General features: G+C 73.7%; 3 protein-coding genes and 1 pseudogene. 1 reads left to right on the forward strand and 3 read right to left on the reverse strand.

The features are described from left to right. Nucleotides 1–43: 43 nt before the first annotated feature. Nucleotides 44–9,469 (forward strand): annotated as a pseudogene (locus AB5J73_RS28350) (SDR family NAD(P)-dependent oxidoreductase); the annotation flags it as partial. 86 nt (nt 9,470–9,555) lie between these two features. Here the strand turns inward: AB5J73_RS28350 and AB5J73_RS28355 are convergent. From AB5J73_RS28355 to AB5J73_RS28365, 3 genes are read right to left on the reverse strand one after another with little or no spacing between them, the layout of a single operon-like run. Continuing rightward, nucleotides 9,556–10,323 (reverse strand): ABC transporter permease, encoded by a 768-nt coding sequence (locus AB5J73_RS28355; protein WP_370961711.1) that lies wholly within the window; start codon nt 10,321–10,323, stop codon nt 9,556–9,558. After that, a complete protein-coding gene (locus AB5J73_RS28360; RefSeq protein ID WP_370961712.1) occupies nt 10,313–11,284 on the reverse strand; it encodes an ATP-binding cassette domain-containing protein in 972 nt (323 codons plus the stop codon). Before AB5J73_RS28360 ends, AB5J73_RS28355 begins: the two co-directional genes overlap by 11 nt. Continuing rightward, nucleotides 11,281–12,678, reverse strand: a complete 1,398-nt coding sequence (locus tag AB5J73_RS28365) for a glycosyltransferase (RefSeq protein ID WP_370961713.1) — start codon at nt 12,676–12,678, stop codon at nt 11,281–11,283. The genes AB5J73_RS28360 and AB5J73_RS28365 overlap by 4 nt, the downstream gene beginning before the upstream one ends. Nucleotides 12,679–12,888 lie beyond the last annotated feature (210 nt).

The following is a 12,888-nucleotide window of genomic DNA, read 5'->3' on the forward strand; positions in this document are numbered from 1 at the left end:
CATGACCGAGGACAAGAAGCTCGTCGAGTACCTGAAGTGGGTCACCGCCGACCTGGCCAAGACGCGCAAGCGCGTCGAGGAGCTCGAAACGGCGGAACCGGAACCCGTGGCGATCGTCTCGATGGCCTGCCGCTACCCGGGCGGGGTCACCTCGCCCGAAGGGCTGTGGGAGCTCGTGCTCGACGGCGGGGACGGCATCGGAGCGTTCCCCGAAGACCGGGGCTGGGACCTGGGAGGTCTGTTCGGCGATGAAAGAGGACGTTCGTACGTTCGTGAAGGCGGTTTTCTCGACCATGCGGGCCGCTTCGATCCTGGCCTCTTCGGGATCTCCCCGCGCGAGGCGCTGGCCATGGACCCGCAGCAGCGCCACCTCCTCGAGGTCTCCTGGGAAGTGATCGAACGCGCCGGCGTCGACCCGCTTTCGTTGCGCGGCAGCAAGACGGGCGTGTTCGCCGGCGTGATGTACCACGACTACGGCCAGGGCGCGCGGTTCCCCGAAGAGGCGTTGGGCTTCCTCGGCGTCGGCACCGCGGGCAGCGTGCTGTCCGGCCGCGTCTCCTACACCCTCGGCCTGGAAGGTCCGGCGGTCACGGTGGACACGGCGTGTTCGTCGTCGCTGGTGGCGATGCACTGGGCGGCGCAGGCGCTGCGGGCCGGGGACTGCGAGCTGGCGATCGCCGGCGGCGTCACGATCATGGCCACCCCGGGGTCCTTTGTGGACTTCTCGGCCCAGGGCGGGCTCGCGCGCGACGGGCGGTGCAAGTCCTACGCCGAGTCCGCCGACGGCGTCGGCTGGGCCGAAGGCGTCGGCCTCGTCCTGCTCGAACGGCTCTCCGACGCCCGCCGCAACGGCCACGAGGTCCTCGCCGTGCTGCGCGGCTCGGCGGTCAACCAGGACGGTGCGTCCAACGGCCTCACCGCCCCCAACGGACCTTCGCAGCAGCGGGTGATCCGGCAGGCGCTCACCACCTCCGGGCTGACGGTGTCCGATGTGGACGTCGTCGAAGGGCACGGCACCGGCACCCCGCTCGGGGATCCGATCGAGGCCCAGAGCCTCCTCGCGACGTACGGCAAGGGCCGGACGACGCCGCTGCTGCTGGGTTCGGTGAAGTCCAACATCGGGCACACGCAGGCGGCCGCGGGGGTCGCCGGGGTGATCAAGATGGTGCAGGCGATGCGCCACGGCGTCGTGCCCGAGTCGGTGCACCTCGACGAGCCGTCGTCCCACGTGGACTGGACGGCCGGTGCCGTCGAGGTCGTCACCGAGCACACGCCGTGGCCCGAGACCGGGCGCGTCCGCCGCTCGGCGGTGTCGTCGTTCGGCATCAGCGGCACCAACGCCCACGTGATCCTCGAACAGCCCGAACCCGTCGAGCAGACCGAGACCGAGGCCCGGCCCGGGGTCCGCGCGTTCGTCGTCGCCGGGCGCACCGAAGCCGCGCTCGCCGCGCAGGCCGCCCGCCTGCGTGACCACCTCGACTCCGGTGATACTTCGGCGGCCGACCTGGCGTGGTCCCTGGCGAAGTCGCGGGCCGCGCTCGACCACCGGGCCGTCATCGTCGCCGAGGACCCGCGCGACGACTTCGCCGCGCTCGCCGCCGGCACGCCCGGTCCGGCGGTGACCACCGGCGTCGCCGACGTCGACGGCCGGGTCGTGTTCGTCTTCCCCGGCCAGGGCGCGCAATGGGCGGGCATGGGCGCCCGGCTGCTCGACGAGTCGCCGGTGTTCGCCGCCCGCATCGCCGAATGCGAAGCCGCACTGGCGCCGTACCTCGACTGGTCGCTGACCGACGTCCTGCGGGGTACGGCCCCACTCGACCGCGTCGACGTCGTGCAGCCCGCGTCCTTCGCCGTGATGGTCGCGCTGGCCGCGCTGTGGCAGGCCCACGGGATCACCCCGGACGCCGTCGTCGGCCACTCCCAGGGCGAGATCGCCGCGGCCTGCGTGTCCGGCGCGCTCGACCTCGCCGACGCCGCCCGGGTGGTCGCCCTGCGCAGCCAGGCCATCGCGCGCCGGCTCGCCGGGGCCGGGACGATGCTGTCGGTCTCGGTGCCCGCCGCCGACGTCGAAGCCCGCCTCGCCCGGTTCGAAGGCAAGCTGTCGGTCGCCGTGGCGAACAGCCCGTCCTCCGTCGTCGTCGCCGGCGACCCGGCGGCGGGGGAGGAGTTCCTGGCCGAGCTGGCCGAGGCCGGCCTGCGCGCCCGCCGCATCGACGTCGACTACGCCTCGCACTCCGCCCACGTCGAGCTGATCGAAGACGAGCTGGCGACCGCGCTCGCCGGGCTGAAGCCGCGGCCGTCGGAGATCCCGTTCTTCTCCACCGTGGACGGTGACTGGCTCGACACGAGCCGGCTGGACGCCGGGTACTGGTACCGCAACCTGCGGCAGCGCGTCCGGTTCGAAGACGCCATCCGCGAGCTGCTTTCCCTGCAGTACCAGGCGTTCCTGGAGATCAGCTCGCACCCGGTGCTCAACGTCCCGCTCCAGGAGATCGCCGAGGACGCGGGCGCCCGCGCGGTCGTCACCGGCACGCTGCGCCGCACCGACGGCGGCCTCGACCGCTTCCTGACGTCGGTGGCCAAGGCGCACGTCCGCGGCGTCAGCCCGGACTGGGCGAGCTTCCTCGCCGAGGGCGCGAAGATCGTCCCGCTGCCGACTTATGCCTTCCAGCACGAGAACTACTGGCCCGAACCCGCCGCGGCGGCCACCGCGGACCCGGCCGAGGCCGCGTTCTGGACGGCGGTCGACGACGCCGACTTCGCCGCGCTCAGCAGCACCCTCGACGTCGAAGAGGACGCGCTGACCCGCGTGCTGCCCGCGCTGTCGTCGTGGCGCCGCCGCCGCGGCGAACAGTCCGCTGTGGACGGCTGGCGATACCGCGTCACGTGGAAGCCTTTGCCCACGGGGACTTCCGCGACCGGTCGCTGGCTCGCGCTGGTCCCCGAAGACTTCGACGTCCCGTTCGACGCCGACTGCCTGGTGGTGGCGCCGGACGCCGACGCGGTCGAGGTCCTGCGCACCGGGCTCGGCGACCACACCGGCGTCGTCTCCTTCCTGGAACTGGACGGGACGACCTTCACCACGACCGCCGCGCTCGTCGAATTCCTCGCCGGGGCCGATCCGGTCGTGCCGCTGTGGGCCGTCACGCGCGGCGCGGTGTCCGTCGGCCGCTCCGACCCGCTCGCCGACCCCGCCCGCGCCGCGCTGTGGGGTGCCGGGCGAGTGCTCGCGCTGGAGTACCCGAAGGCCTGGGGCGGCCTGATCGACCTGCCCGCAACCCTCGACGAACGGGCCGCCGCCCGGTTCGCCGCCGCGCTCGGCGGCCCGGAGGACCAGGTCGCCGTCCGGGCGTCCGGCGTCTTCGGGCGGAGGCTCGTGCACGCCGCGGCCGGGGGCGCCGCCGAACCGTGGCGCCCGCACGGCACCGTGCTGGTCACCGGCGCCGAAGAAGGCTTCGGCGCGCGCGTCGCCGAATGGGTCACCGAGTCCGGCGCCGACGTCGTCACCGACATCCCCGGGGACCGGCCGCTCACCGCGGTCCTGCACACCGCGGGGATGACCGGCGACCCCGGCGCGTGGACCACCGCCGTCCGGCTCGACGAAGCCCTCGCCGGCACCGACCTCGAAGCGTTCGTGCTGTTCACGTCGGTGAGCGCGGTGTGGGGTGCCGAAGGCCGGCGCGACCGCGCCGCCGTCGACACCGGGCTCGAAGCGCTCGCCCGGCACCGCCGCGACCGCGGCCGGGTGGCGACCGCCGTCGCGTGGAGCGCCTGGGCGGACACCGGCGTCGCCGAAGACGAAGAGACCGCCGGGTTCCTGCGGGCCCGCGGCCTCCCGCCGCTGCCGGTCGAGCAGGCGCTGCTCGCGCTCGGCCAGGCCGTCGCCCACAACGACACCGCCGTCGTGCTCGCCGACGTCCGGTGGGACCGGTTCGTCCCGGCGCTCACCTCGCGCCGCGACGGCACCCTGTTCGACGAGCTGCCCGAGGTCCGCGCGCTCGCCGAGACCGGTTCCGGCGATGTCACCGCGGCTTCGGGACTGCTGGGCCGCCTGCGCGAAAGCGACCCGCGTGACCGCGAAACCCTGCTGTTGGACCTGGTCCGCGAACAGGTCGCCGGTCTGCTCGGCTACGCGGGCGCGGCGGCGGTCGAACCGCGCCGCCCGTTCAAGGAACTGGGCTTCGACTCGCTGACGTCGGTCGAACTGCGCAACCGGATCAACGCGGCGACCGGCCTGACGCTGCCGGCCACCCTGGTCTTCGACCACCCGCGCCCGGACGCCGTCGCGAGCCTGCTCGCCGCCGAACTGCTCGGCGGCGAAGACCGGGCCGCCGCGCCCGTCGTGTCCGGTGTGGCCGATGGTGACCCGATCGTCGTGGTCGGCATGAGCTGCCGCTACCCGGGCGGCGTCCGCTCGCCCGAAGACCTGTGGCGGCTGGTCGCCGACGGCACCGACGCGATCACGGAGTTCCCCGGCGACCGCGGCTGGGACCTGCTCGGCCTCCGCGACGGCGCGTCCTACGTCCACGAAGGCGGTTTCGTCGACGGCGTCGCCAACTTCGACGCCGGCTTCTTCGGCATCTCCCCGCGCGAAGCCCTCGCGATGGACCCGCAGCAGCGCCAGCTCCTGGAAGTGGCGTGGGAGCTGTTCGAACGCGCCGGCGTCGACCCCGAAGCCTTGCGCGGCAGCACCACCGGCGTCTACGTCGGCGGTTCCGGCAACGGCTACGCGCCTCCGCCGGAACTGGCGGGGCACCTGCTCACCGGCGCCGCGACGAGCGTGCTGTCCGGCCGGATCTCCTACCTGTTCGGGCTGGAAGGCCCGTCGGTCACCGTCGACACCGCGTGCTCGTCGTCGCTGGTCGCGCTGCACATGGCGGCGCGGGCGCTGGCTTCGGGGGAGTGCTCGCTGGCCGTCGCGGGCGGGGTCACCGTGATGGCGACGCCCAGCGCGTTCGTCGAGTTCAGCTACCAGGGCGGGCTCGCCCCGGACGGGCGCTGCCGGTCGTTCGCCGAGACCGCGGGTGGCACCGGCTGGTCCGAAGGCACCGGCCTGCTCCTGCTGGAGCGCCTGTCCGACGCGCGGCGCAACGGCCACACCCCGCTCGCGGTGCTGCGCGGCTCCGCCGTCAACTCCGACGGCGCGTCCAACGGCCTCACGGCTCCCAACGGCCCCTCGCAGCAACGCGTGATCCGCCAGGCCCTCGCCAACGCCGGACTGTCCACATCGGACGTCGATGCGGTCGAGGCGCACGGGACCGGCACGTCCCTCGGCGACCCGATCGAAGCCCAGGCCCTGCTGGCCACCTACGGCCGGGATCGTGAAGAGCCGTTGCTGCTCGGCTCGATCAAGTCGAACCTCGGGCACGCCCAGTCGGCCGCGGGTGTCGCGGGCGTGATCAAGATGGTCGAGGCCATCCGCCACGGCGTGCTGCCCAAGACGGTGCACCTGGACGAGCCGACGTCCCAAGTGGACTGGACGGCCGGGGCGATCTCACTGCTGACCGAGCAGCGCCCGTGGCCGGAGACCGGCCGCGCTCGGCGCGGTGCCGTGTCGTCGTTCGGGGTCAGCGGGACCAACGCGCACGTGATCCTCGAACAGGCCGAGGACGCCGAGCCGTCGGAGGCGTCGGTGACGGGCCCGGTGCCGGTGCTCCTCTCCGCCCGCACCCCGGAGCGGCTCGCCGCCCAGGCCGCGCGGATCGCGGACTTCGTCGCCACGCAACCGGATCTCACCGACCTCGCCGCCGCGCTGGCGACCACCCGCACGCACTTCGACCACCGCACCGCGGTCGTCGCCGCCGACCGGGCCGAGCTGCTGGCCGGCCTCCGCGAGATCGACGGGCCGACCCTCGCCGGGCCGGAAGGCAAGCTCGCCGTCCTGTTCGCGGGGCAAGGGAGCCAGCGCCTCGGCATGGGCCGCGAGCTGGCCGCCACCTACCCGGTGTTCGCCGACGCGCTCGACGCCGTCCTCGCCCACCTCGACGTCGAGCTGGACCGCCCGCTGCGCGAGGTCGTTTACGGCGACGACGCCGAGCTGCTCGACCAGACGCAGTACGCGCAGGCGGCGATCTTCGCGTTCGAGGTCGCGGCGTTCCGGCTCCTGGAGTCGTGGGGGATCACCCCGGACCAGCTGGCCGGGCACTCGGTCGGCGAGATCGCGGCCGCGCACGTCGCCGGTGTGTTCAGCCTGGCGGGGGCGTGCCGGCTGGTCGCCGCGCGCGGCCGCCTCATGCAGGCCCTTCCGCCGGGCGGCGCGATGCTTTCCGTGGTGGCGAGCGAAGAAGAGGTCGTCCCGCTGCTCGGCGACGACGTCGTGATCGCCGCCGTCAACGGCCCTCGCTCGGTCGTCGTCTCCGGCGCCGAGGCCGCCGTCCTCGCGGTGGGGGAGCACTTCGCCAAGACGAAGCTGCTCGCCGTCTCGCACGCCTTCCACTCGCCGCTCATCGAACCCGCCCTGGCCGAGTTCGGCCGGGTCGTGGCCGGCTTGGACCTGGCCGCCCCCTCGATCCCGATCGTCTCGACCGTCGCCGGGGACGCCGACTTCACCTCGCCGGAGTACTGGGTGCGCCAAGCCCGCGAAGCCGTGCGGTTCGCCGACGCCGTCACGACGCTGGCCGGAGCGGGGGTGACGACGTTCCTCGACATCGGCCCGGACGGCGTCGCCGCCGCGATGGCGGCCGAAAGCCTGACCGGCGGCGAAGTCGTCGCGGCCGTGCGTGACGAGCCCCGGACCCTGGTCACCGCCCTGACGCGGCTGCACCACGCCCGCGTTCCCGTGGACTGGGCGAAGTTCTTCGGCGGCGGCCGCCCGGTCGCGCTGCCGACCTACCCGTTCGCCCCGGACCGCTACTGGCCCGAAGGCTTCCACGGCGCGAACGGCGACCTGCGCCTGTCCGGCCTGCACTCCGCGGAGCACCCGCTGCTCGGCGCCGGGGTCGCGCTGCCGGAGTCGGGCGGGTTCCTCTTCACCGGCGCGCTTTCCCCGCAGCTGCAGCCGTGGCTGGCCGACCACACCGCCGGCGGCGTGATCGTGTTCCCCGAGGCCGGGTTCGTGGAACTGGCCGTGCGCGCGGGCGACGAGGTCGGCTGCGACCTCGTCGAGGAGCTGACCGTCGAGGTCCCGCTGACGCTGCCGCCGGTCGGCGGGGTGCACGCGCAGGTCGTCGTCGGCCCGGAAGGGACCGCGGGGAGCCGGGAACTGACCATCTGGACCCGGCCCGAAGGCGAAGGCGAGCAGCCGTGGACGCGGACCGCGGCCGGCCGGCTCGCCCCCGGCGCGGCCGAACCGGCGGTCGACCCGGCCTGGCCGCCGTCCGCGGTGGAACTGGTCCTCGACGGCTTCTACGAGGACCACGCCGAGGCCGGCGCCGCCTTCCGCGGGCTGCAAGCGGCGTGGCGCTCGGGTGACGAGGTCTTCGCCGAGGTGGCGCTGCCCGCGGCACGCCAGGACGACGCGGCCGCGTTCGGCCTGCACCCGGCGCTGCTCGACGCGGCCCTGCAAGCCGCGACCCTGCTGGACACCCCGCTGCGCCCTGCGACGGGCTGGACGCGGTTCGCGCTCCACGCCGCCGGTGCGGCGGCCGCGCGCGTCCACCTCCGCCGTACCGAAGACACGATCGCCCTCACCCTGACCGACCCCAGTGGAGCGCTGATCGCGTCCGCGGAAGCCGTGTCGTTCGGGGAAGCCGCCACGCCGCGGCAGCAGGGGCACGACTCGCTGTTCCACCTCGAGTGGACCCCGCTGCCCGAGCTTTCGCCGTCGGGCAAGCGGCTCGTCGTGCTGGGGGAGGACGCGACCGACCTGGCCGGGCTGGTGGCCGCGGCGAAGGACGACGGCGTGGTCGTCGTCGGGGTGGACACGAGCGGGGACCCGGTCACCGCGACCCACCGCGCGACCGCGCTGGTGCTGGACCAGCTGCAGTTCTTCCTGGCCGCCGACGACGTCCAGGTGGTGTTCCGCACCGGCGACGGCCCCGCGGCCGCGGCGGTGCAGGGCCTGGTCCGGGCGGCGCAGTCGGAGAACCCGGGCCGGTTCCTGCTGGTCGAAGGCGATGCCGTCGAGGCCGCCGTGGCCTCCGGGGAGCCGCAGGTCGCGGTGCGCGACGGCGTCCCGCACCGCGCCCGGCTGGTCCGGGCACCCGCGGCGGACCGGCCGGAACCCGGCTTCGGCGACCCGGACGGCACGGTGCTCGTCACCGGCGGCACGGGCGGGCTCGGCCGGCTGCTGGCCCGGCACCTGGTGACCCACCACGGCGTCCGGCACCTGCTGCTGGCCGGCCGGCGGGGCCTCGGCTCCGCCGGGGCCGCGGACCTGGTGAACGAGCTGAAGGGCCTGGGCGCGGACGTGCGCGTCGCGGCGTGCGACACCGCCGACCGCGAAGACGTCGCCGACCTGCTGTCGGGCATCCCGGCAGGCCACCCGCTGACGGCGGTGGTGCACGCGGCCGGCGTCCTCGACGACGGCGTCGTGGGGTCGCTGACGCGAGCGCGGCTGAAGAAGGTGCTGCGCCCCAAGGTGGACGGCGCCTGGCACCTGCACGAGCTGACCCGCGGCCTCGACCTGGCGGCGTTCGTCCTGTACTCGTCGGCGAGCGGCCTGCTCGGCGGCGTCGGCCAGGGCAACTACGCGGCGGCGAACTCCTTCCTGGACGCACTGGCTTCGGCCCGGCGCGCGGAGGGGCTGCCGGCGGTGTCGCTGGCGTGGGGCCCGTGGGCGCAGGCGGACGGCATGGCGGGCACGCTCGCCGACGTCGATGCTCAGCGCCTGGCGAAGTCCGGCATGCGCCGCTTCACCCCGGAGGAGGGCCTGGCGCTGTTCGACACGGCGGTGGCTTCGCCGGCCGCGATGGTGGTGCCGGTGGGCCTGGACCTGGCGGTGCTGCGCGGCCACATCGTCCCGCCGGTACTGGGCGACCTGGTCCCGAAGACCCGCCGCACGGCCCGCATCGACGCCGACGGCGTGCGGTCGTTCGTCCCGCGCCTGGGCGAGCTGGCCCCGGACGCGCAGGACCGCGAGCTGCTCGGCCTGGTCCGCGAACTGGCGGCGAGCGTCCTCGGCCACGGCTCCCCGGCGGCGATCGACCCGGACACGGGTTTCACCGAGATCGGCTTCGACTCGCTGACGGTGGTGGAGCTGCGCAACCGCCTGGGCTACGCGACCGGGCTGACGCTGCCGGCGACGGTGCTGTTCGACCACCCGAACCCGCGGGTGCTCAGCACGCACCTGCTTTCGCTGCTGAGCCCGGAGCCGGTGGACGCGTCGTCCCGGGTGCTGGACGAGTTCGCCCGCTTCGAAGCGCTGGCGGAGGACCCTTCGCTGACGCCTGAGACGGTCGGCTTCCTGACGACCCGGCTGCGGTCCCTGCTGGACCGCCTCGGCGGCGACAGCGAGTTCCTGGAGTCCCTGGACTCCGCGAGCGACGGCGAGCTGTTCCGCCTGATCGACTCGGAGCTCGGCAGCGACTGACCCCGTTCGCCGGCGGCCGGGCGAGCGGGGGCGGGCACGAAAAACCGGGCCGGGGGAGAACCCCGGCCCGGTCGGGTCGTGCGAGATCAGGCAGCGACCGCCTGGAACGTGCGCGAGTTCCACCGCACCGCCAGCGCGGTCAGCGCGATGATCACCACCGCGCCCACCAGCGTCGGCACCACCGGCAGCGTCTGCCGGAAGCTCGCCCGGCTGATGTCCACCACGTACGCCAGCGGGTTGAACCGCGACAGCACGTACAGCCACATCGGGGCGCGGTCCGGGGTGATCGGCAGCAGGATGCCCGACAGCAGCGTCAGCGGCAGGATCACGATGTTGACGATCGACGAGAACGTGTCCTCGTTGCGCAGCTTCAGCACGATCGCGTTCGCGCAGCACGCGATCGTCAACGCCGTCAGCGCCGTGATCACCAGGACCAGGACCACGCCGACCGCGCTCACCGCCACCCCGAACACCAGGCTCGCCAGCAGCAGGATGATCACGCCCTGCACCAGCGACAGCGTCACCGACGGCAGGGCCTGGCCGAGGCTCAGCGCCGTGCGGCTCACCGGGGTCACGCGCAGCCGGTCGACCGCGCCCGCCTTGATGCCCGACAGCAGGACGAAACCGCAGTAGACACCGTTGGTCGCCGCGATCTGGATGATCAGCGCCGGGGTCAGGTCCACCCAGGACGTCTGGGCCGCGACGCCCGGCGTCTTGCTGACCAGCACCGCCAGCAGCGGCCCGCACAGCACCAGGTACAGCACCGGCTGGATCATGCCCATCACCAGGTACGGCTTGTTGCGCAGCAGCACCGCCAGCTCGCTGCGGTAGACCAGGATCGCTTCACGCAGCATCGGTGACCTCCTCGGCCGGCTCGCGCGGGCCCCGGCCGGTCAGGGCGAAGAACACGTCGTCGAGGGTGGGGCGCCGGACGCGCAGCGCCACCAGCGGGATGTCCTGCTGGTCCAGCGCCCGCACCAGCGGCGACAGCACCTCGTCGCTCTGCGCGACCTGGAACCGCACCGTCGCGTCCTCGCGGCGCAGGCCGCGCACCCCGGGCAGCCCGGCCACCAGCAGTTCCGCGTGGTCCGCGCGTTCCGGCGGCACCGTCACCTCGACGCCGTCGCCGAGCAGGCGGGACTTGAGCGCCTCCGGGGTGTCCTCGGCGACGATCACGCCGTCGTCGATCACCTGGATCCGGTCAGCCAGCGCGTCGGCTTCGTCGAGGTAGTGGGTCGAGAGGAACACCGTCACGCCCTGCTCGTCGCGCAGCCGCCGGATGTGGCTCCAGAGGTGGGCGCGGCTCTGCGGGTCGAGGCCGGTGGTCGGCTCGTCGAGGAACAGCACCACCGGCAGGTGCACCATGCCCAGCGCCAGGTCGAGCCGCCGCCGCTGGCCGCCCGACATCGCCGACGTCAGCCGGTCCTCCAGGCCGGTGAGGCCCAGCTGACCCGAAATCTCGCGGACGCGCTCGGCGGCGTCGGTCTTGTTGAGCCCGTAAAGCCGGGCCTGCAGCATGAGTTCTTCGCGGACCTTGCGTTCGTCGACCGTGCCGCCGCCCTGGGCGACGTACCCGATGTGCCGCCGCACGCGCTTCTGCTCGGTGAGCAGGTCGGCGCCGGCGATCCGGGCCCGCCCGGCCGTCGGGCGCAGCAACGTCGTGAGCATCCGCATGGTCGTGGTCTTGCCGGCGCCGTTCGGGCCGAGGAACGCGACGATCTCCCCGGCCTCGACCCGCAGGTCGACGCCGCGGACCGCGGCGACTTCCCGGCCGTCGGCGGTGAAGGTGCGGGCCAGGCCCGCGGCCTCGATCACCGGGCCGGCTCGGTCGCGGCCGGCGTCCCGGCGGCGAGCGCGAGCAGCGCGTCGGCGGCCCCCGCCCGGCCGCGGCCCGGCTCGTGCTGCAGCCGGGCCATTTCCCGCGCCCGCGTGGTGAACGACGGGTTTTCCAGGACCTCGGTCAGCTTCGCGGTGACGTCGTCGGCGTCGATGCCGTGCGAGGAGTCGACCACCAGGCCGACGCCGGTGTCGCGCGCGCGGACGGCCTGGTCGTAGCCGTCGACGAACAGCGGCCGCAGCAGCAGCGGCTTGCCGAAGTAGAGACTTTCGATGTAGCCGTTGCCGCCGCCGTGGGTGAAGTGGGCGCGCACGTGCGGGTGGGCGAGGACGTCCAGCTGCGAGGGCAGCCACTTCTCGGCCCGCAGGTTCGACGGCAGCTCGTCGGCCGGTGGCAGCAGGTGCCACGACTGGGCGGGCAGCCGCCAGAGCACGGCGTGCTTGCCTTCGAGCCGCCGCGCTACCTCGACCAGGCCCTTGATCTCGGCTTCGCTCATCCGCACGACCGTGCCGAACCCGATGTACACCACCGATTCGTGCCGGTCGAGCCAGCCCTTGACGTCCTGCTCGTCGGGCAGTTCCGGCAGCGGCGGCACGATCGCGCCGAGCATCCGGAAGTGCGCCGGGATGTCGACCGGGTACTCCAGCTCGGCCAGCGAATAGACCAGCACGAGCGCGGCTTCGTCGATCCGGGAGGTGTACTTCGCGGCGAGCCGCGAGACGCCGAGCTCCTTGTTGGACTTCACGTACTCCACGACCCGCTTGCGCAGCAGGGAATCGGTGAAGTACAGCGCCTTGCGGCGGAACCCGAACCACGCGTTCGCCAAGCGCTGCCCGGCGGTCATTTCCAGCGGCAGCCCGGAGTGCGGGACGGGGAAGCCCGGCGGCAGCTTCGTCAGGTGGTTGCTCACCGAGAAGGGCACGCTCACGACGTGCGGGATCCGCTGCGTCACGGCCAGCTCGAACCCGGCGTGCAGCAGCGAGTCGATCACCATCGCGGCCGGCTCGACCTCGCGGACGACCTCGGTGAGCGCGCGGTAGGCCTGGTCGCGGAAGCGCGTGTCGAAGGTGTGCCGCATCAGCGCTTTGTGCGCTTTCCAGCGGGACTTCTGGGTGACCGCGTGGTAGGTCTCGTCGTCCCACTCCCCGGAGGACAGCTCGGGGATCGGTGCCCCGAGCGACCGGAACCCGACGCGGCTGCCGGTGCCGTCGGCGCCGATGGCTTCGACCTCGGCGCGGCGGTTGTCGAAGGTGGCGAAGTACAGGTCCGGGACCCCGCGCCGGGACAGTTCCGCCGCCAGCACGAGCAGGGAGTTGACCAGCCCGCTGTCGGGTGAGCTGACGAACAGGATCGGACGCCGTTCTCGGCTCATGGAGAAGCACCTTTCCTCGGCGGGAGCACACGACCGCCGCGACCGTAACAACGCCTTTTCCGTGAATCACCTAAATTCCGCCGCGGCTCCGCCCGGCCCGGGGTGCGAAGACTAAGGGTTTGCGGGCACCGGACGCGGTTGACTCCAGCGATGCGGAACCCCGGACCCGCGGTGCCGCGAGTCCCGGCCGGACGACACCGAGAGGCGAGG

The organism is Amycolatopsis sp. cg9 (assembly GCF_041346945.1).
Lineage (GTDB): Bacteria > Actinomycetota > Actinomycetes > Mycobacteriales > Pseudonocardiaceae > Amycolatopsis.

What these genes read in the sequence shown, in the direction of transcription:
- AB5J73_RS28355 (WP_370961711.1), bottom strand. Translation starts at nt 10,323, where the DNA reads ATGCTGCGTGAAGCGATCCTGGTCTACCGCAGCGAGCTGGCGGTGCTG.
- AB5J73_RS28365 (WP_370961713.1), bottom strand. Translation starts at nt 12,678, where the DNA reads ATGAGCCGAGAACGGCGTCCGATCCTGTTCGTCAGCTCACCCGACAGC.